At 63.8% G+C, this 20399-nt stretch carries 19 protein-coding genes; 11 read left to right on the top strand and 8 right to left on the bottom strand.

The window, feature by feature from the left end; genetic code table 11:
• Position 1 precedes the first annotated feature (1 nt).
• Both RBA41_RS08560 and RBA41_RS33460 read left to right on the top strand, forming a co-directional pair.
• Complete coding sequence (locus RBA41_RS08560) at positions 2-1156, top strand: type IV pilus twitching motility protein PilT (RefSeq protein WP_306623048.1); 1155 nt, start codon at positions 2-4, stop codon at positions 1154-1156.
• On the top strand, positions 1083-1550 hold the full coding sequence (locus RBA41_RS33460) for a YhfG family protein (RefSeq protein WP_374709513.1): 468 nt from the start codon (positions 1083-1085) through the stop codon (positions 1548-1550). Before RBA41_RS08560 ends, RBA41_RS33460 begins: the two co-directional genes overlap by 74 nt.
• A gap of 77 nt (positions 1551-1627) precedes the next feature.
• On the opposite strand, the gene RBA41_RS08555 is transcribed toward RBA41_RS33460, so the two are convergent.
• Together RBA41_RS08555 and RBA41_RS08550 are read right to left on the bottom strand one after the other, a co-directional pair.
• A complete protein-coding gene (locus RBA41_RS08555) occupies positions 1628-2902 on the bottom strand; it encodes a c-type cytochrome (RefSeq protein ID WP_306623046.1) in 1275 nt (424 codons plus the stop codon).
• A 14-nt stretch (positions 2903-2916) separates the two neighbouring features.
• Complete coding sequence (locus RBA41_RS08550) at positions 2917-3630, bottom strand: c-type cytochrome (protein WP_374709512.1); 714 nt, start codon at positions 3628-3630, stop codon at positions 2917-2919.
• A gap of 132 nt (positions 3631-3762) precedes the next feature.
• Between RBA41_RS08550 and RBA41_RS08545 the strand changes: the two genes are divergently transcribed.
• The 3 genes from RBA41_RS08545 (at position 3763) to RBA41_RS08535 (ending at position 5531) form a co-directional block, all read left to right on the top strand.
• The gene (locus RBA41_RS08545; RefSeq protein ID WP_306623044.1) at positions 3763-4668 is read left to right on the top strand and encodes a LysR family transcriptional regulator; all 906 of its coding nucleotides are present in this window, start codon (positions 3763-3765) and stop codon (positions 4666-4668) included.
• A 96-nt stretch (positions 4669-4764) separates the two neighbouring features.
• Entirely contained in the window at positions 4765-5169 is a 405-nt protein-coding gene (locus RBA41_RS08540; RefSeq protein ID WP_306623042.1) for a RidA family protein, read from the top strand.
• A gap of 140 nt (positions 5170-5309) precedes the next feature.
• Positions 5310-5531 carry a hypothetical protein gene (locus RBA41_RS08535; protein WP_306623041.1) on the top strand — a complete coding sequence of 74 codons (222 nt, stop codon included), beginning with the start codon at positions 5310-5312 and terminating at the stop codon, positions 5529-5531.
• A 52-nt stretch (positions 5532-5583) separates the two neighbouring features.
• Here RBA41_RS08535 and RBA41_RS08530 read toward each other — a convergent pair whose 3' ends face one another.
• Positions 5584-6180 carry a 3'-5' exonuclease gene (locus tag RBA41_RS08530; protein ID WP_306623039.1) on the bottom strand — a complete coding sequence of 199 codons (597 nt, stop codon included), beginning with the start codon at positions 6178-6180 and terminating at the stop codon, positions 5584-5586.
• An 11-nt stretch (positions 6181-6191) separates the two neighbouring features.
• A complete protein-coding gene (locus RBA41_RS08525) occupies positions 6192-6677 on the bottom strand; it encodes a ProQ/FINO family protein (protein WP_306623037.1) in 486 nt (161 codons plus the stop codon).
• Positions 6678-7219: 542 nt separating this feature from the next.
• On the opposite strand from RBA41_RS08525, the gene rpoD reads away from it, so the two are divergent.
• A complete protein-coding gene (gene rpoD / locus RBA41_RS08520; RefSeq protein ID WP_306623034.1) occupies positions 7220-9778 on the top strand; it encodes an RNA polymerase sigma factor RpoD in 2559 nt (852 codons plus the stop codon).
• Positions 9779-9945: 167 nt separating this feature from the next.
• Here the strand turns inward: rpoD and RBA41_RS08515 are convergent, their stop codons facing one another.
• From RBA41_RS08515 to RBA41_RS08505, 3 genes are all read right to left on the bottom strand, one after another.
• Complete coding sequence (locus RBA41_RS08515) at positions 9946-10392, bottom strand: PIN domain-containing protein (RefSeq protein ID WP_306623032.1); 447 nt, start codon at positions 10390-10392, stop codon at positions 9946-9948.
• The gene (locus RBA41_RS08510) at positions 10383-10787 is read right to left on the bottom strand and encodes a hypothetical protein (RefSeq protein ID WP_306623030.1); all 405 of its coding nucleotides are present in this window, start codon (positions 10785-10787) and stop codon (positions 10383-10385) included. Before RBA41_RS08510 ends, RBA41_RS08515 begins: the two co-directional genes overlap by 10 nt.
• A 436-nt stretch (positions 10788-11223) precedes the next feature.
• Entirely contained in the window at positions 11224-12594 is a 1371-nt protein-coding gene (locus RBA41_RS08505) for a PAS domain-containing sensor histidine kinase (protein ID WP_306623028.1), read from the bottom strand.
• Positions 12595-12827: 233 nt separating this feature from the next.
• Between RBA41_RS08505 and RBA41_RS08500 the strand changes: the two genes are divergently transcribed.
• Positions 12828-13241, top strand: a complete 414-nt coding sequence (locus RBA41_RS08500) for a DUF4124 domain-containing protein (RefSeq protein WP_306623026.1) — start codon at positions 12828-12830, stop codon at positions 13239-13241.
• 40 nt (positions 13242-13281) lie between these two features.
• Here the strand turns inward: RBA41_RS08500 and ppc are convergent, their stop codons facing one another.
• Positions 13282-16092: a phosphoenolpyruvate carboxylase gene (gene ppc, locus RBA41_RS08495; protein WP_306623024.1), complete on the bottom strand. Its 2811-nt coding sequence runs from the start codon at positions 16090-16092 to the stop codon at positions 13282-13284.
• Positions 16093-16234: 142 nt separating this feature from the next.
• On the opposite strand from ppc, the gene hemC reads away from it, so the two are divergent.
• The 4 genes from hemC to RBA41_RS08475 are packed head-to-tail and all read left to right on the top strand — an operon-like array spanning position 16235 to position 20339.
• The gene (gene hemC, locus RBA41_RS08490; protein ID WP_374709511.1) at positions 16235-17209 is read left to right on the top strand and encodes a hydroxymethylbilane synthase; all 975 of its coding nucleotides are present in this window, start codon (positions 16235-16237) and stop codon (positions 17207-17209) included.
• Positions 17202-17972 (top strand): uroporphyrinogen-III synthase, encoded by a 771-nt coding sequence (locus tag RBA41_RS08485; RefSeq protein ID WP_306623022.1) that lies wholly within the window; start codon positions 17202-17204, stop codon positions 17970-17972. Before hemC ends, RBA41_RS08485 begins: the two co-directional genes overlap by 8 nt.
• Positions 17969-19141, top strand: a complete 1173-nt coding sequence (locus RBA41_RS08480) for a uroporphyrinogen-III C-methyltransferase (protein WP_306623020.1) — start codon at positions 17969-17971, stop codon at positions 19139-19141. The genes RBA41_RS08485 and RBA41_RS08480 overlap by 4 nt, the downstream gene beginning before the upstream one ends.
• A gap of 1 nt (position 19142) precedes the next feature.
• Positions 19143-20339 carry a heme biosynthesis protein HemY gene (locus tag RBA41_RS08475; protein ID WP_306623018.1) on the top strand — a complete coding sequence of 399 codons (1197 nt, stop codon included), beginning with the start codon at positions 19143-19145 and terminating at the stop codon, positions 20337-20339.
• The last annotated feature ends 60 nt before the right edge of the window (positions 20340-20399 follow it).

Below are 20399 nucleotides of genomic sequence, written 5' to 3'. Positions count from 1 at the left end.
GATGGAAAACCACCAGTCCTCGCAAATCCGTACCCTGACCTATGTGGAGAATGAAGACCATCCGGTGTTCGGCACCCTGGTCGAGCAGATTCTCCACCTGCTCAATTCCAAGCTGATTTTCAGCGACATCATCATTCATCAGAATAGTCCGCTGATGCTGCGCCAGCCGAAAGGGCTGGTGGCGGTGACCGATTCGCCGATCACCAAGGAAGAGCTGGAAGAGTTCTTCGAAGTGATCGAGCCCGATTGGGCCGAGCGCATTTCCGACCGCGCCTTCGACCGCTCGATCGACCTGCACACGGCGCGCATCCGCGCCAACTGCTTCACGTTCCAGGGCAAGAAGCGGCTCGGCTGCGTGGTGCGGCGCTTTCCGCGCGAACCGCTGCCGCTCAATCAACTGGGCCTGCGCGCGGCCGAGCAGGATTTCGCGCTGCTCACCAGCGGGCTGGTACTGATCATCGGCGACACCTGCCAGGGCAAGTCGACCACGATCGCCTCGATGATCGACCAGATCAACAAGACGCGCTCGGGCCACATCATCACCATCGAAGACCCGGTCGAAACGCTGATCCCTCAGCGTAAGTGCATCATCACCCAGCGCGAAGTGGGCTTCGACGGCGACGTCGAGAGCTACTACCTGGGCGCGCTGGACGCGCTGCGCGAGCGGCCGGACGTGATTGTGATCGGCGAGATCCGCGATGCCCAGACCGCGCAGGAAGCGCTGGCGCTGGCCGAATCGGGTCCGCTGGTGCTGGCGACCCTGCACGCGCGCTCGACCGAGCTGGGTTTGCAGAAGATGCTGCGCCTGCTGGGTAATTCGGACGCGCAGGCGCAGGCCCTGGCCAGTGCCCTGCGCGGGGTGCTGTGCCAGGCCTTGCTGCCGTCGGTGGGGGGCGAGCGGTATTACCTGGCCACCGAGTGCCTCAGTTCGAATCCGGAAGTGGTGCGCATGATCGAGTCCGGCCGGGTGGCGGAAGTGCGCTCGCTGATGGATGGCGGCACCGGCAAGTTCAACGCGGGCTGCCATTCGATGAACACGGCGCTGGTGAACCTGCTGCGCGAGAAGAAGATCAGCGTCGAGGATGCGCGCAATGCGACCACCGACCGGATCGGGTTCGCCGACGCGTGTTATAGCGGGATGCTGGACGCGGCGTGACGGCTGGTTGCCCGAGTCGGGACAAGAAGGCGCGCGCGTTTTTCGCTTGCCGCCGCGCTTTGCCGTCAGTCACTCCAAGGTTCACGGCACTTCCAGCATCGGGCGGCGAAGCAAGCAAGGCCGATGGCAAAACCCTGCTCGCCTCACGGGACGCCGGCGAAGGGCGTCAGGTACAATATCTGCGGGCGGCATACCGCACGGGGGTGTTGAAATGTTGACTAACGAAAAGAAGCGGCAAGTCTTCCTCAAATTGCGTACCGAGAACTATCGGGCTAGCCTTCGCCTCGAAGGGCTGGTTCAGCGTCCGGTGAGCGCCGCTAAGCCTGTGGTTGAACCGCCGTTGGCCACGCTTGCACCGGCCGATCTCCTGGATCGTGCTCTCATTCCCATTTGAGCACTGCAAGTGCGAGGCCCTGCGCAAGGAACGCGTGTTCGATGCGCAAGGCGGCGAATGGCATGTTCCGCCGCAACTCAGTCCAGCGGCGCGCTGCGATACCTGTTGACCTCCGACGCCGTCACCGGCGGCGCCTTGTTGCCCCAGCTGCTGCGCAGATAGGTCACCACGGCCGCCACTTCATTGTCATTCATGCTGTGGCTGTAAGGCGGCATGCCGTACGGGCGCGGATTGCCGGCCGTGCCCGGCGCGAAGCCGCCGTTGAGCACGATGCGGATCGGATTGACGGCTTCCTTCATCGTCAGTGCGCGGTTGCCGGCCAGCGGCGGATAGTGCGGCGGCAAGCCCTTGCCGTCCGCGCCGTGGCATTCCACGCAGCTCGCCTCATACAGCTTCTTGCCCTCCGCAATCACCTGGCCCACGCGCGGATCGGTCGATATCTCCACCGCAGGCGCCGGCGTGGCCGGCAGCGACTTGAGATACACCGCCATCGCCGTCACATCCTCGGTGTCCAGATGCTGCAGGCTGCGCTGCACCACCTCGGCCATCGGTCCGAACATGGTCGCGCGCGGCGAGATGCCGGTCTTGAGCAGATCGACGATGTGCGGCACCTCCCAGCTGCCCAGGCCGGCTTCAGCGTCGGAAGTGAGCGATGGGGCGTACCAGCCGATCATCGGAATCAGGCCGCCCGACAAGCCGTCTTCGCTGGCGCCGAAGCTGTTGCGCGTGCTGTGGCAGGCGGCGCAGTGGCCCAGCCCCTCGACCAGATAGGCGCCGCGGTTCCACTGGGCGTTCTGGCTGCTGGCCGGCACGTATTCGCCCGGCTTGAAGTACAGCAGGCGCCAGCCGGCGAGCATGATCTGCTGGTTGTAAGGGAAGGCCAGATGATGCGGCTTGTTCGGCACCTTTTGCGCGGGGATGCTTTGCATGAAGGCGTACAGCGCGTCCGAGTCGGCACGGCTGACCTTGGTGTAGTTGGTGTACGGGAAGGCCGGATACAGCAGGCGGCCGTCGCGCGATTTGCCGTTGTGCAGCGCGTTCCAGAAATCGTCGGCGCTCCAGGCGCCGATGCCGGTCTCGCGGTCGGAGGTGATGTTGGGCGCGACCAGGCTGCCGAAGGGCGTTTCCAGCACGCGCCCGCCGGCGTATTCGGGGCCGCCACGCACGGTGTGGCACGCCATGCAGTCGCCCGCCTTGGCCAGGTAAGCGCCGCGGGCAATGTTGTCGGCGGTCGGCGCGAAGGCGGCCGGCGACGACGCGGCGATGAAGTCGTTGCGCGGCCAGGCGATGGCCACGGCAACGCCGATCACGGCGGTCAGTGCCGCCAGGCTGATGAGTAGTTTGTTTTTCATGAATCGGTTCCTGGCTAGTCCGGGGCGCTGCCGCACTTGATGGGCAAGGGGCGGGCGATGGCGGTGACGGGGCGGGCGTCGGGCGCTGCCTGCTGGGTGCCGAGCCAGGCGGTCACGGCGGTCACGTCTTGCATGCTCAGGCGCTCGGTGATCACGGCCATGCAGTCGGGCTCGTGGGCACGGCGCGTCTTGATGCGCCAGGCGCCGAACTGGGCGGTGAGATAATCGGGCGGCAAGCCGACCAGGCCGGGAATCGATGGCGTCACGCCGGTCAGTTTCTCGCCGTGGCAAGCGATGCAGGCGGGCACCTTGATGGCGGGGTCGCCCTGCATGGCAAGCTGGCGGCCGCGCGCGAGCACGGCAGGCGAGCTGGCGCTGGCGCGCGCCGGCACCGGCGGCAGGTGTTCGCTGGCGAAGTGGTCGGCGATCTCGCGCAGGTAAGCGTCGGGCAGGTAGTCGACCATGTAGGTCATCAGCGGAAACTGGCGCCGGCCTTCGCGGAAATTGACCAGCTGGTTGTACAGGTAGCCGGCCGGCTTGCCGGAAATGCGCGGGAAGAAGGCGTCGTTGACGTCCTTCTTGGTGTGGCAGGAGGCGCAGGCGAGCAGGCGCTGCTGCATGGTGTCCGGCAGGACGGCGGGGCGCTCGGCCGCGTGCAGCGGGGCCGCTGCCATTGCGACGAACGCAAGCGCGCCAAGCACGACTGTGCTGGTGAGGGTGTTTCGCATGGATGATTCTCTGATAAGGTAACCGGTGACAGCATCATAGCGCGTCGGGGCAGGGCACGACAGGTGCAGTGCGCGGCGAAAAAGCGGATCAGCGCCGGACGGCGCCATTGAAAAGAGGCGGGAATATCGTTCATGATCGACAAGCTGGAGATCACGCATTTAAGAATCCTGGATGCCTTGTACAAGCTCGGCAAACTGTCGGCGGCGGCCGAGCATTTGGGCGTGTCGCAGCAGGCGATCAGCCTGCAGTTGAAGAAACTGAGGCAGATCCTGGGCGACCCGCTGTTTGTCCGTACCGGACACGGCATGGCGCCGACGCCGTACGCCAAACTGATCGAACCGCATATTCATCAGGTGCTGGTGCGGATCAACGCCATTCCGCTGCCGGATTCGGTAACGCCCGACACGATCAGCAGGACGCTCTCGATCTGCGCGACCGATTACACGCAAAAAGTGATCGTGAACGGCTTGATCCGCGATTTGCGCGTGTCCGCACCCAGGGTGAAAATCATCGTGGTGGACATCGAGGTCAACCACCTGACCGCGAAGATGCATCAGGGCGACATCGACCTGACGTTCACCGTCGACGGCTACGTTCCGGTGGGCCTGATATCGGAGCCGCTGTTCATTGAACAATACCGCTGCGTGTCGGCCGACAGCGCCATGCTGACGGGGCAGGCCATGCCGCTGGCGACGCTGATCGAACGCGATTTCATTGTCACGTCGCCCGGCACCGGCAGTTTTAAAGGGTCGGCGGACGCGTGGTTCGAACGGCAGGGGCTGCGCCGCAACGTGGTGCTCTCCGCGCCGTCCTTCTTCATGGCGCAGGAGTTTCTGAAGCAATCGGACATGGTGGCTTTTCTGCCATCGCGCCTGCTGCCCGCCGACGGCTTGTTCGACATCCCGCTCGAAAAATACCCGCCGGGATACGAAGTGGTGGCGGCCTACCATCCGAGCGCAAAAAACGATGCCTTCATGCGCTGGCTGCTCGGGCGAGTGAGGCATTTGCTGGCCGCAGGCGCACCGGCTCACCGATGACCATGCTTGTGCTTGTATCGCTTACAAGCCTGGCGTGATTGATGAGCCCGGAGCGCGCCAGCATACTGCCACCTCATTCTTTCAGTGAGGTCGTTCATGCATATCAAACATATCAATCCCGCCGCCTTGTACGATGGCGCGCCGTTCGGCATGTCCCAGGCCACGGTCGATGCCGCCAGTGGCCTGGTCTTCGTCTCGGGACAGGTCGATTGGGATGCCAATTACCAGGTTAAACATGGCAGCATCGAAGCGCAGGCCGACAGTGCGGTGAAAAACCTGCTGACCGTGCTGGAAGCGGCCGGCTCGTCGGTCGACAATATCCTGCAGCTGCGCGTGTATGTCCGGGGGGAGCTGGGCGAACACATGGACAAACTGCTTCCCGTGATCGCCAGGTACTTCGGCGCATCGCGCCCGGCGCTGACCGGTATCGGCGTCGCTTCGCTGGCGTCGCCCGAGACCTTGATTGAGATCGAAGCGGTGGCGCGCGTGCGTGCGCGCTGAGGGAAGCCGGACATTTTTCTGGCCTTATGATTTTTGAATGATTTTGCGCTAAATTCGGGGCCCTTTCTTCCCGCTTGCTGCCTTCCGGTGGCACCGTCAACGGCGTCGAGCTGCGTTGCCTGCCGCCGGATTTCTGGACCATGAACACCAATAAGTACCTGGATTTGCGCGAGATGTGCGTCTACAAGACCGACAAGGTGCTGGTCGGCGAATCGGGCGATCCGCTCGTCTTGCTGTCGCACGCGTACGCCAACGTCGTCAATCCGACATATGCCTATACCGCGATCGTGGAGCCGCTCTCGCTGCGCCGCATTCCCAAGAGCGAGAAGGATCCTTGCCAGGTTGGTAACTGGGGCAAGTGATGCGCAAGCGATGGGAAAATACGGCCGAGGCCCGCGCGCGGCGGGCCGGCGGTCAGGGGGCGCTTTTGGCCGCCGCCTGATCCGAGCGCCAGCGCCGGTACACGCGCAGGGCCACATGGGCATCGTCGGCGGCGTACAGGATCTGCTTGTCGCTCAGGCGCGGCAGGGACCAGTTGGTGGTGGTGATCTTTTTGGATTTCTGCAGCTTCTGGCCGAAGAAGCGCGCCACCGCGGTCTTGGCGCCGAGGGTGTTGCGTTCGCCCTTGCGCAGCGCGTTCGACAGGTCGAGCACATTATGGGTGTCGATGCCGAGCTTGCTTTGCAGGCGCAGCAGGTCATCCTTCAGGCCGAAACCGACCTTGAGGATGGTCTTCGATTCGAGCACGGCCTTGAGCACCTCGACGGACGGTTTGGCGCCGATCTGGAACAGGTAAGCGACCTCGTCGGTTGCCAGCTGCACCAGGTGCGGGCCGGTCGACTGCTCTCCCTTGAGGAAGGTCGGCTTCGATTCGGTATCGAAGCCGAGCACGTCCGTGGAAGAGAGCGCCGCCAGCGCGTCGGCCGCATCCTGGTCGGACTTGACCATGCGCACGTCGGCCAGCTTGATGCCGTCGTAAGGCGGCAGCAGCGCGTCCGGATCGGTCGTCATAACGGCCGAAATCAACCGTTGCGCGAGAACTTGGAGGCGAGCTGGAGCAGCTTTTCCTGGCGCAGGCGGTTCGCTTCGTCCGCTTGCGCGGCGTCGCGTTCGGCCTTCTTGCGCTCGGCTTCTTTCTTGAAGCGCTGCTGCAGGGTTTCCTTGGCGTGGGTGCGGTGGATGTCGGTCACTTCCGCGCCGGCCACGCCGTCGAGGTCGTAGCGTACCGTGGCTTTTTCCATCGCGCGCAGGTAGCGCAGGGAACCCGTGTGGATGCCCAGCGCGGCGCGCATGGTCTTGCGGTCCAGGCCGGGAACGCGCGCCAGAAGCTGCTTGTCGATGCCGATGGCCAGGGGCAGGCAGTCGCGGAAAGCAGGGAACTGTTGTTGCAATTGCTTGAGCAGGGAGCGCGCGCTTTGCGCGGGTGCCGGAGCGGTGACCGCGGGTGCTGGAGCTGGCGCGGTGACGGGAACGTCCGCGGACTCGGCGGCAAGACTAGTTGTATTCATTGACTTCATTGTAAGAGCTGGAACCGGAAGGATAGCATGCGGCCATAGGCGCGTGCGGGGATTTTATTCGCTTTGGACCCATCCGCACATGTGCGGAAGAGCGGGAAATCGTGTATCATCCACCTCTTGCCCTGCGCGCGGGTTGACGAAGCGCAGAAGGTTCAGTCAGTAGGAAGAGGGCGTCACGGCACCGGCGGGGTGAGCCAGGATTATATCTTTGGCTTATATCTGGTATTCGATATATCAATTATCGCAATATCTTGCGTTGGTGCATAATAGTGACTGTCTCCTCTATTCTTCATCTGAAAAATAGATTCAAGCCCGTTTTGCCACGGGCTTTTTTTCGTTCCGCCATGCATAGCGCCATTTTGATCATAGCACACGCACCACTGCAACCCCGCACGGGGAACGCCCGCCTGGGCTACCGAAGCAGTCGGTCGTGCTTGCAATTCGGCTACATCGCCCTTAGCTAGGGCCATCCTGATACACGTTCCATCGAGCGCGGTACGCCGGGCTCGGGTGGATTATTGACTGGAGTTTTAATGAAGAACACCGCTAAGACCTTAACCCTGACCGCCACCAAAGCGCCGCGTAAAAGCAGCGCCCAGCTGGCTGTGCCGAAAACCGCGACCTCCTACTTCCTCGAAACGGAAGCGGCGGCCAAGGTGACGGTGGTCAAGAAGGGTTCGCGCCTGGCCGCGGTGATGGCTGCCGCCGATCCGGTCGAGCAGGTCGAAGTGGGCATGCCCGCCGAGGCCATGCAGGACGTAGCCCAGGACGCAGTATCGTACGCCGCCGAAGCGGCGCCCGAGGACGGCGCCGCCGTGCCGGTCGTGGTGCGCAAGCGCTCCAAGCTGGCCGCGCGTCCCGACCTGGCCGCCGAAGTCCACGCCGATCTGGTGCCGGGCATGAAAGTGGCGCCGAAAGCGCGCACCGCCGTCAAGAAAATGGATCCGGAACCGACCATGATCCAGACCGCCGGCCAGGCCGTCAGCCAGACCACCGACGCCGCCGCGCTGGCCGCGATCGACACGTCCGGCTACCTGCTGCCATCGGTCAAGGTACCGGGCCGCCGCGGCCGCAAGCCAAGCGAATTCACGCCCGAGAACGACGAAGTCGCCGCGCTCAACGCGGTCGAACGCGCCGAGCTGAAAGCGGTTTCGAAAGCCAAGGAACGCAAGGCCAAGGGCGGCGTGAACGGCATGCTGGCCGCCGACCCGAAAGCGTCGGAAGCGGACATGGAACGGCGCCGCCAGCAGATCAAGAACCTGATCAACATGGGCAAGGAGCGCGGCTACCTGACCTATGCGGAGATCAACGATCAACTGCCGGAAAACATCATCGATCCGGAAGCGGTCGAAGGCATCATCGCCACGTTCAACGACATGGGCATCGCCGTCTACGAGCGCGCTCCCGACGCCGAAATGATGCTGCTGACCGACACGGTCGCCACTGCCACCAGCGACGATGAAGTCGAAGCGGCTGCGGCGACGGCGCTGTCGACGGTCGATTCCGACTTCGGCCGCACCACCGACCCGGTCCGCATGTACATGCGCGAAATGGGCGCGGTGGCGCTGCTCACGCGCGAAGGCGAGATCGAAATCGCCAAGCGCATCGAAGGCGGCCTGAAAGACATGGTCCAGGCCATTTCGGCTTGCCCGACCACGATCGCCGAGATCATCGCGCTGTCGCACAAGATCGCCAACGACGACCTCAAGGTCGACGAAGTGGTGGATGGTTTCGTGGACCACAACGAGAGCTCGGCCCCGGCCGCGCCCGTGGTGCACGCGGCGCCGTCGGACGATGACGAAGAAGAGGAAGAAGAAGTCGAGGAAGAAGACGGCGACGCCAATGGCGGCGCGGCGGGCTTCTCGGCCGAACAGCTGGTCCAGCTGCGCAAGAACGCGCTCGACAAGTTCAAGATCATCGAAGTCGAATTCGACAAGATGGCCAAGGCTTTCGAGAAGGATGGCTACGGCACCAAGAACTACGTCAAGGCGCAGGAAGTCATTTCCAACGAGCTGCTGGGCATCCGCTTCACCGCCAAGGTCGTCGAGAAGCTGTGCGACACCCTGCGCGGCCAGATGGATGAAGTGCGCCATATCGAAAAAGCCGTGCTGGCGATCTGCGTGGACCGTTGCGGCATGCCGCGCGCCCACTTCATCAAGGTCTTCCCGGGCAACGAGACGGACCTGGCATGGGTCGACCGCGAAGTCGACTGCGCTTATCCGTACAGCGTGGTACTGAGCCGTAACGTACCGGCGATCAAGGAACTGCAACAGCGCATGATCGACCTGCAGGCACGCGTGGCGCTGCCGCTGGCTGACCTGCGCAAGATCAACAAGCAGATGGCCGCCGGCGAAAAGCGCGCGCGCCACGCCAAGCGCGAGATGACGGTTGCCAACTTGCGTCTGGTGATTTCGATCGCCAAGAAGTACATCAACCGCGGCCTGCAGTTCCTCGATCTGATCCAGGAAGGCAATATCGGTCTGTTGAAGGCGGTCGACAAGTTCGAGTACCGTCGCGGCTACAAGTTCTCCACGTATGCAACGTGGTGGATTCGCCAGGCCATCACGCGTTCGATCGCCGACATGGCGCGCACCATCCGCGTGCCGGTGCACATGATCGAGACGATCAACAAGATGAACCGCATTTCGCGTCAAATCATGCAGGAAACGGGCAGCGAGCCGGACCTGGCGACCCTGGCCTTGAAGATGGAAATGCCGGAGAACAAGGTTCGCGAGATCATGAAGATCGCGAAAGAGCCGATTTCGATGGAAACGCCGATGGGCGAGGATGGCGATTCGCAGCTGGGCGACTTCATCGAAGACAATGCGACCCTGGCGCCGCTCGATGCCGCGCTGCATGCATCGATGCGCAATGTGATCAAGGAAGTGCTCGATTCGCTGACCCCGCGCGAAGCCAAAGTGTTGCGTATGCGCTACGGTGTTGAAATGTCGAACGACCACACGCTGGAGGAAGTGGGCAAGCAGTTCGACGTGACGCGCGAGCGGATTCGCCAGATCGAAGCGAAGGCCATGAGCAAGCTGCGCCAGCCGTCGCGTTCGGACAAGCTCAAGAGCTTCCTGCACAACCATTAATTAAAATGCGCTTGTTGCGTCGGCCGTTGGCCGATGCGATGGGGAACAAGGCCGTGTCCACCCTTTGGGGTGTGCACGGTTTTTTTACGTTCTCGCCAAAGCTCCCCGCTCGCGCATCGAACCAAAACAGCGGCTTGCGCTACTAACCATGGCGAAGCTCGATCTCGTTATCTCGGTTGTGGCAGTTCCAGGTCCAATATTCCTTGGTCGCTGAGCTGATACGGAATACGCATTAATGGACTGGCATACCCCATCACATCACGCGTGACCATGTATCGCCCCTCCGATTCCGCAGTAGCGAGAATGAGGGCGTCAGGCAGTTTGATCCCCTTGTTTGGGCCGAGAATGCTGTTGGCCCTGATATCGATCGCCTTGTCAGTGATTTTCTGATTGATCTGGATGACCAGAAGGCCGGCGAGCTTCGCCATCGAATCAGCAAACTCCGCAGTCGTTATCGTTCCCTGACCAACGTCTCGTCGAAGCCCAATAGCGAATTCCATATATGTGATGTTGCTTACCGCGATGTCCGTGTAGTACAAGAGCTCTTTCCTTGCATTGGGCACCCCGTTGAAGAAGTCGATAACGATGTTTGTATCAATTAATGCTATCGCCATTCTTCGCGCATTTCTCGTTGGAACTCCACAGAGTCATCGCCGAATACGCCCTTTCCTTTGAGGCTGCCAAAAGCGCTCATGAACTTCGCCAAGTCTGGCGACTGAACGGGTTCAGCAACAGCGGGCGCCTGAGCTTCGAGCCTCACGTTATGCCTCTTTTTGATTGCGTCCTGGATTCGGTTGCGATAAATGTTGCCGATCAGTCCGCCCAAAATGACAGTTCGGCCGGTAGCTGCCTCCTTCATCTTGATGACGAGCCGTCCCTTGTCCGAAAGCACCGTAATGTCGTTCACTTCGACCGACGTATCACGAAGCATCTGGCGTGAGGGCGTTGTGGCCTCACCTCTCAGTCGCTTCCAACGAGATCGACCAAGCGGCTTCACCGGGTCTGTCATAGGGCACCTCATTTTGGTTGGATACTGAGACCAGTTTAGCGCACTTCTGGTGATTATCGCCTTGTTGAATAGGGTATGCGTGTATTGCCCCGAACCTTGGGCGTGGGATACGCCTGAGGCGCACTTCCTGACACTGTCGTGCGTAATGCCGATGACATTGGTGGTGTTTCCTGACGATCACTGCGAACGCAGCCACAGGCGACTCACTGAACTTGGGGGGGGCGCATGCGCTCCCGCCGAGTGCCGCCTTGGCGCGGGAGCGATGGTATGAGCGGTAGCAACGCCCAAAAAAATGCGCATCCGGAAGCCCGGACGCGCAAACAGGGGTAGTCAATAAACCAGGCCGAACCTGTCGCACCTGTTCTATCCGGGCTCATTGTACATACGTTTTTTACACTGCCGCGATCGATCCCTTATATTTTTTGAATCGTTGTATTTACGCCAATCCAGCTTCCGTCTCGTGGCTTTCCAGCGGGATCATCATGGCCAGGGTCGTGCCGCCGCCCGGCCGGCTGTCGATCACCATCTGCCCGCCGAACACATCGACCCGCTCGCGGATGCCGCGCAGCCCGAACGAGGCCACCTTGGCCGCATCTCCCGGCCCCATGCCCACGCCATTGTCGACGATGGTAATGGTCAGGTATTCCATGCCGATTTCCAGCCCCACGTCCACATGGGTCGCCTTGGCGTGCCGCAAGATATTGAGCAGGCACTCCTGGATGATGCGGAAAATGACTTCGGTGCGATGGCTGTCCGGCGGCGGTCCTTCGCCCTCGCTCACCGTCAGCGAGGTGGCAATGCCGCTGCGTTTTTCGAATTGCTGCACCAGCCACTCCGCCGCCGCGGGCAAACCCAGTTCCAGGGTGCTCGGATGCAGGTCGTTCATGATCGCGCGCACCGACCGGATGGTCAGGTCGATGGTGTCGAGCACGTCGCCGACCTTGCGCTTGAGCAGGGGATGGCGCAGGCCGGCGCGCGCGTGCAGCATCTCCACATCGATCTTGAGCGCCATCAGGTTCTGCCCCAGCTCGTCGTGGATGCCCTTGGCGATGCGCTTGCGCTCTTCTTCCTTGATCGTTTCAAGATGGGAACTGAGCTGGCGCAGCTCGCGGAAGGACTCGGCCAGCGCATTTTCGGCCATCTGGCGCTCGGCCACCTCGATACGCAACTGGGCGTTGCTGCGCTCCAGCTCGGCCGTGCGCATGCGGATGCGCACTTCCAGCCCGATCTGCACCGCCGCCAGTTCCAGCTCGGCCGCCTTGCGTTCGGTGATGTCGGTCAGCATCAGCAAGGTGCCCTCGGCCATGCCGTCGTCGCCCAGCATCGGCCGCCCGCTCACAATCGCCCAGCCGATGCTGCCGTCCACCCGCCGGTACGACAGGTCGTGGGTGAAGCCGACATGGGCGGCATCGCTGCTGATCATTTCGTCCAGGTCGCGCCGGGGATTGTCGCCCAGAAAGTCGCGCATCGACCGGCCCACCAGGGTGCCGGGGGTGGCGCCGAACATCTGGGCCAGGCGGGCATTGGCAAAGGTGGTGTTGGATTGACTATCGAGCGTCCAGACGCCTTCGTGGGCGGTGTCGATGAAGTGGCGGTAGCGGCTCTGCGCGCTGTTGCGCGCCATGGCCAACGCCCGTATGCGCAGGCTGACCACCAGGGCGGCGCCGGCCAGCGCAATGGTGAGCGAGAACAGCCATCGGGGCACGGCATGCGCATCGCTGAGGGCAATCAGCGCCACCACCGACGCCAGGATCAGGACGATGGCGGCTACGGTCAGGCAAAGCGACTCCACGCTCCACGTTTTCATGCGCACACCCCTCGTGGTTCAGTCAGGTTGTTGGTCAGTTCATTCTATGCCAGCTTTTGGGAAGCAGCATTATTTGTATTAGACAAGCGAATCGGGCGTATGCCCCGTGCATGCCGGGCGCGGCGTGTTGGTAAATTGCCTCATAGAAATTTGTCGATTGCCCAAAAGGTGGTTTGCTGCCAGACTTTACGGCACATTCCCCCTTCCACGCCTGCCTGAGCCAGATAGCCACCATGATTGAACGTCCGCTTTACGTCGCCCTGATCCTCTCCGCTGCGCACGGCATCGCTCAGGCACAGGTCATCAAGTGCACGGACGCCAGCGGCCGCACGACCTATCAAAGTACGCCTTGCGCCCCGGAGCAGGGGGCGCGCGAGCAGAAAATGGCGGCGCCCGTGCAGAAGGCCGCCAGCGCCGCCGTGCCGAAGAAAGATCCGGTGTCGCCCGAGCAGGCGGACATGGCGGCCTTCAACGAACGCATGCGCGTGCGCATGTGCGAGATCTATCGCAAGAATGTGAGCGTGCTGAAGGATTCTGAAAAAATGATTGTCCCCGATGGCAAGGGGGCCTTGCAGGTCGCCGATGCCAGGCGCCGGGCGGCGGAGATCGCGCAGGCCGAGCAACGCGTCGCCGAGAACTGCAAGTGACAAGCGGGCGGCGCGCCATGCCGGCGCGCCGCCCCGGGGCTTAACCCGTATTGCGCAGGCCGGCGGCCACGCCGTTGATCGACAGGTGGATGCCGCGGTGGACCCGCTCGTCGACCTTGTCCGGCTCGCCCGACAGCGCGCGGTGGCGGTGGATCAGCTCGACCTGCAAGTGATTGAGCGGATCGAGGTAGGCGAAGCGGTTCTGGATCGAGCGCGCCAGCAGCGGATTGCCGGCCAGGCGTTCGTGCGCGCCGGTGATCATCTCCAGGCAGCGCAGGGTGGTGCCGTGTTCGGCCGAAATGCGCTTGAAGATGCGCTCGCGCAGTTCCACGTCGGCCACCAGGCCCGCGTAGCGCGAGGCGATCGCCAGGTCGGTCTTGGCCAGCACCATGTCCATGTTCGACAGCAGCGTGGCAAAAAACGGCCACTCCTTGAACATGGCTTGCAGGGTCGCGATCTTCGCATCGCGGTCGCCTTCCTCGACCCATTGCGTGATGGCCGAACCGAAGCCGTACCAGCCCGGCAGCAGCAGGCGGCACTGGCCCCATGAGAACCCCCACGGAATGGCGCGCAAGTCTTCGATGCGCTTGGTCGACTTGCGCGAGGCCGGACGCGAACCGAGATTGAGTTCGGCGATTTCGGCGATCGGCGTGGCCGAGAAAAAGTAGTCGGTGAAGCCCGGCGTTTCGTAGACCAGGTTGCGGTAAGCCTTGTAGGCGCGCTCGGACAGGTCGGCCATGATGGCCTCGAAGCCGCCCAGCTGCCTGGCCTTGGCGCCTTCGGCGGCGTGCGGCATCAGGCTCGCTTCGAGCGTGGCGGCCACCAGCAGCTCCAGGTTGCGGCGGCCGATTTCGGCGTTCGAGAACTTGGAGGCGATGATTTCGCCCTGTTCGGTCAGGCGGATCTGGCCATTGACGGTGCCCGGCGGCTGCGCCAGGATCGCTTCGTAGCTCGGTCCGCCGCCGCGGCCGACCGTGCCGCCGCGGCCATGGAACAGGCGCAGCTTGACGCCGGCGTCGGCGAACACCTTGACCAGGTGGATTTCGGCCTTGTACAGCTCCCAGTTCGACGTCAGGAAGCCGCCATCCTTGTTCGAGTCCGAGTAGCCGAGCATGACTTCCTGCAGCTGGCCCTGGTGCGCGATCAGTTCTTTCACCAGCGGCAGCGCCATCCACTCGTTCATGATGCCGGCCGCGCGCTGCAGGTCGGGAATGGTTTCAAAGAGCGGGATGACCATGGCGTCGAGCTGCTTCTCGCGCGGGCGCAGCAGGCCCGTTTCCTTTTGCAGCAGCAGCACTTCGAGCAGGTCGGACACGGTCTCGGTGTGCGAAATGATGTAGTTGCGGATGGCGCGCTTGCCGTAGCGCTGGCGGATATCCTTGGCCGCGCGCAGGATCGCCAGTTCGGACGCGGTTTCCTCGCTCAATTCGGCGTACGGCGAATACAGCAGGCGCGGTTGCGCCAGTTCGGCCAGCAGCAGCTGCACCTTTTGCTCTTCGGTGAGCCTGGTGTAGTCGGCTTCGACGCCGGCGCCGGCGAACAGTTCGGCCAGCACGCGTTCATGCACGTCGGAGGTCTGGCGCATGTCGAGCGAAGCCAGATGGAAGCCGAAGATGGCGGCGGCGCGCTGCACCGTGGCCAGGCGCGGGCGCACCAGCAGCTGGCCGTGATGGGCGCGCAGCGAGTCGGCCAGCACCTGCAGGTCGGTACAGAATTCGGTGGCGTCCAGGTAAGGCGCGGCGTGGCCGACTTCCTTGCGCAGGATGTTGGTCGCGCCCAGCGAACGGGCGGTGGCGGCCAGGCGCGCGTAAATGCCGATCAGGGCGCGCCGGTATGGCTCGTCGCTGCGGTGCGGCGACTGGTCGGGCGAGGCGTCGGCCAGCGCTTGCAGGGCCGGACTGGCGCCCACCATCAGGGTCGAAATCGACAGCTCTGCGCCGAGCGCGTGCACTTCGTCGAGATAGAAATCGAGGATGGTGGTAGCCTGGCGCACCAGCGCGTGCTGCATGGTGCCGGCGTTGACGTTCGGGTTGCCATCGCGGTCGCCGCCGATCCAGCTGCCCATCTGCACATACGAGTTGTCGCTTTCAAGCGCGGCGCTGTCGGGATAATGCGCGGCGATTTCTTCCTCGATGTCGTCGTACAGGCCGGGCAATTCGCGCAGGAAGGTGATGCGGTAGTAGGACAGGGCGTTGTCGATTTCGTCGGCCACGGTCAGCTTGGAGTAGCGCAGCATGCGCGTTTGCCACAGGGTCGCGATGCGCGCGTGCAGCAGGGCCATGTTGGCCACGCGTTCGCGCGGGGTGAGCGGCAGGTCGCGTTCGGCCAGCAGGCGCGCGATGTCATGCTCGGCGTCGAGGATGCTCTTGCGCTGCACTTCGGTCGGGTGGGCCGTCAATACGGGCGCGATCAGGGCGTCGCCGAAAAAGGTGCGCACGGTGTCGCTGCCCACGCCGGCCGCTTTCAGCTTGGACAGCGCGAAGCTCACGCTGCCCTGTTGCGGGGCCGAGCCGGCCAGCAGGTGGGCGCGGCGGCGGCGGATGTGGTGCTGGTCCTCGGCGATGTTGGCCAGGTGCGAAAAATACGAAAACGCGCGCACCACCGAAATGGTTTGCTCGCGCGTGAGCTTGTGCAGCAGGGCGGTCAGGTCCTCGCCGGCCTGGGCGTCGTCCTCGCGCCGGAAACGCACCGCGGTCTGGCGGATGGTCTCGACGACATCGAAGACGGCTTCGCCTTCCTGGTCGCGCAGCACGTCGCCGAGCAGGCGGCCGAGCAGGCGGATATCTTCTTTCAGCGGAGCGTCCTTGTCGAGGACTGGAGGGTTTTCTTGTGCAGCAGATAAATTTACCATGTTGGACCACAGAGTGAAAGTTGGTGCAAAGGCTTCTGGCCAGGTTCTGCAAAGGGGACGCATGATAAAATTTGTGATCTTATGCATGTGCCGATGACTGCCATAACCGGTTTGAGGTTTTACGACAGTGAAAGAATCCGTTTTGAAAGCAACTGAATTGAATCAGCAGCCCTCCAAGCTCATTATCGCTTCGCGCGAAAGCCGGCTCGCCATGTGGCAGGCTGAGCATGTTCGCGCGCAATTATCTTTATTATATCCGCAGTGCAGCATCGAGATTCTGGGAATGACCACGCGGGGCGACCAGATCCTCGACCGCACTTTATCAAAGGTCGGCGGCAAGGGGCTGTTCGTCAAGGAACTCGAGGTGGCGATGGCCGAAGGGCGCGCCGACCTGGCCGTGCATTCGCTCAAGGACGTGCCGATGGATCTGCCGGAAGGCTTCGAGCTGGCCGCCGTGCTGGAACGGGAAGACCCGCGCGATGCGTTCGTGTCGAACGACTTCGGCAGCCTGGACGAACTGCCGCCGGGCGCGGTGGTGGGCACCAGCAGCCTGCGGCGCCAGTCGCTGATCGCGGCGCGCCATCCGCACCTGGTGATCAAGCCGCTGCGCGGCAATCTCGATACGCGCCTGGGCAAGCTCGATCGCGGCGAGTATGCCGCCATCATCCTGGCTGCCGCGGGCCTCAAGCGCCTGGGACTGCCGCAGCGCATCCGTTCGCTGCTGGACCCCGAGCATTCGCTGCCGGCGGCCGGGCAGGGCGCGATGGCGATTGAAATCGTGTCGGGCCGCACCAATGGGGTCGACCTGCGCGCCGTGCTGGCGCCGCTGAACCACCTGCCGACCGCGCAGCGCGTCGCGGCCGAGCGCAAGGTATCGAAGGTGTTCGGCGGCAGCTGCCAGATTCCGCTGGCGGCGTTCGCCACCATCGACGATGGCGTGATGCACCTGCGCGCCATGGTCGCCACGCCCGACGGCAAGCGCAGCGCGCACGCCGAACTGCGCGGCCCGGCCGATGCCCCGGAACTGCTCGGGCAGCAGGTGTCGGACTTGCTCGACACCCAGGATGCGCGCGCCATCCTGGCCGCCTGCAAGGCCGATATCGCCGCCGATGCCTGACGCGGTCATCATCACCCGTCCGCTGGCGCAGGCCGGCGCGCTGGCCGAGCAGGTGAGGGCGCTCGGGCGCGAGGCGGTGCTGCTGCCGCTGCTGGAGATCGCGGCGCTGGAGGACCAGGGTCCGCTCAAGGCGGCGCTGGCCGGCATGCACGATTGCGCCATGGTGGCGTTCGTGTCGCCCAACGCGATCGATGCGGCGTTTGCCCACATCGGCGTGTGGCCGGCCTGGGTGACGCTGGCGGTGCTGGGCGAGGGCAGCCGCGCCGCGCTGGAACGGCATGGCATCAATCATCATACGGCGACCATCGTCAGCCCGCGCGACCCGGCCCGCAGCGACTCGGAAAACCTGCTCGAGACGCTCGACCTGGCGGCCCTGGCCGGCCAGAAGGTGCTGATCGTGCGCGGTGAAAGCGGGCGCGAACTGATGGCCGACGGCCTGCGCGCGGCCGGCGTGCTGGTCACGACCGTGGCGGCCTACCGGCGCAATGTGCCGGCCTTGACGCCCGCCCTGGCGCAGCAGCTGCGCGCGCTGATGGAAGGCGACAACGACTGGATCGTCACCAGTTCCGAGGCGCTGCGCGGGCTGGTGGCGCTGGTAAAGGAGATGGGCGATCCCGCCCTTGTGGAAAAAATGCAACAACAGCATCTGATCGTGCCGCATGCCCGTATTGCCGAAACGGCAAGCAGCTTGGGCCTGCGCCATTTGACGCTGTGCGGATCAGGCGACGAACGTCTGCTTGCCGCGTTACAATCACGAGCATGAACGAATTGCCTACATTACCTGAACACAATGCAGCACCCGGTGCTGCTCCCCATGCCGACAAATATAACGAGCCGGCGGGCGGGCGCGCGCGCTCGTCCGGCGGCGACAGCATGACTGAAATCCTGCAGCGTCCGATGACGGTGGTAGTGATCCTGCTGGCGCTGCTGCTGGCCGCGCACGCCTGGTCGACGCGCAGCAATCTGCTCAAGTTGCGCATGGAAATGGCCAACCGCCTGCAAAAGGGTGAAGTGGTCAATACCGAAACCAGCACGCTGGTGCGCACGGTGCAGGACCAGGCCAGGGATTTGCAGGCCAAGGTCAGTCTGCTGGAAAACCGCCAGCTCGAAGCCCAGAGCCAGCAACTGGCGCTGGAACAGCTGTACCAGGATTTGTCGAAGAACCGCGACGAATGGGCGCTGGCTGAAATCGAACAGGTGCTCTCGACCGCCAGCCAGCAGCTGCAGCTGGCCGGCAATGTGCAGGGTGCGCTGATCGCGCTGCAAAACGCCGACCGTTCGCTGTCGCGCTCGGACAAGCCGCAATTCATCACGATCCGGCGCGCGATTGCGGGCGATATCGACAAGCTCAAGGCCCTGCCGGCGCTGGACCTGACCGGCGTCGCGCTGCGCCTCGACAACGTGATTACCCAGGTCAATACCCTGCCGATGCTGGCCGACGAAAAGCCGGCCCTGCCGGCCAAGCCGGTCAAGGCAGCGGCGGCCCCGGTGGCGCCGAAAGCGGGCACCGCTTCCGCCACGACGGCCGCTGCGGCCCCGGTCAGGGAGTCGATGCTGGTGCGGGTGCAGGACGTGTGGCAGAGCTGGACCGGCGAAATGTGGGATGAAATGCGCCAGCTGATCCGCGTGCGCCGCGTCGATACGCCCGAAGCGCTGATGCTCTCGCCGTCGGAAACTTATTTCGTGCGCGAAAACGTCAAGCTGCGCCTGCTGAACGCGCGCATGGCGCTGCTGGCACGCAATGAAGTGGCCTTCCGCAACGACCTGGTGGCGGCGCAGGACGCCCTCGCCAAGTATTTCGACACGCGCGCCGGCACCACCCAGACCGCGCAAGCGCTGCTGCGCCAGGTCCAGGCCAGCAATCTGGCGATCGAGATGCCGTCCCTGTCCGACAGCCTGAACGCCGTGCGCAACTACAAAGCGAAGCCATAACATGCGTCTTCTTCTCTGGTTAGTCGCGCTGATGGCCGCGGCCATCGGCATTGCCGTGACGGCACGTTACAATCCGGGCAACGTGGTGTTTTTCTACCCGCCGCACCGGATCGACATGTCGCTCAATTTCTTCGTGGTGGTCGTGGTACTGCTGTTCCTCGTCATGTACGCCTTGCTGCGCGCCCTGCGCGCCACGGTCGGCATGCCGGGCCGGGTCGCCGCCTACCGCCAGCGCAAGCGCGAGCGCGATGGCAACAAGGGCTTGCGCGATGCGCTCAAGGCCCTGTTCGAGGGCCGCTTCGGGCATGCCGAAAAAGCCGCCATGCGCGCCGCCGAACTGCCGGAAAACGCCGGCATCGCCGCCCTGATCGGCGCCCGCGCCGCGCACCGCATGCGCCAGGGCGCGCGGCGCGACAACTGGCTGGCCGGCGTGGTGCACGACAACACGCTTAAAACCGCACGCCTGATGACCATGACCGAGCTGCTGGTCGACGATCACCAGCCGCAGGCGGCGCTCGACGCCGTGGCCGAACTCAATGCCAGCGGCACGCGCCACATCCACGCGCTGCAATGGTCGATGAAGGCGCACCAGCAAGCCAAGAACTGGCCGGAAGTGCTGCGCCTGGTGCGTTCGCTCGACAAGCACAAGGCGCTGCATCCGGCCCTGTCGGCGCGCCTGCGCGAGCTCGCTTACGACGCCTTGCTGTCCGATAGTTCGCACGATGCCGAATCGATCCTGCGCGTGTGGTCCACCGTACCGAGCGCCGACCGGGTCAAGCCCTACGTGGCGGCGCGCGCGGCGGCGGCGCTCAATGCACGCGGCCTGCACGACGAAGCGCGCGCCAGCGCCGAGGAAGCGTTGCGCGCCGGCTGGGACGACCGCGTGGTGCGCGCCTACCGCGACGCGGCCGCACAGGCGGGTTCGCCCGCGCTGCTGGCCCAGATCGAGCATTGCGAAGCGTGGATGAAGCAGCGCCCGACCGATGCCGAACTGGCGCTCACGCTCGGCTCGCTGTGCCTGAAGCAGAAACTGTGGGGCAAGGCCCAGCGCTACCTGGAACAGGCCCTGTCGGACGCGACCGAGCCGCGCATGGTGCGCGAGGCGCACCTGAAACTGGCGCAGATGCACGAAGCGCTCGGCCAGCAGGAAGAAGCCAATGCGCATTTCAGGCAGTGCGCGCTGGCGAGTATTTTGTGATCGATGGCGCGCCGCTGGCTTGAAAACCGTTGCGCCCGCGCCAAGGCGGTCCTTGGCGGG

The organism is Massilia scottii, assembly GCF_030846495.1.
Taxonomy (GTDB): Bacteria; Pseudomonadota; Gammaproteobacteria; order Burkholderiales; family Burkholderiaceae_D; genus Telluria_A; species Telluria_A violaceinigra.
Note: the sequence above shows the minus strand (reverse complement) of the source record. Positions and strands in the feature narration are given on the sequence as shown.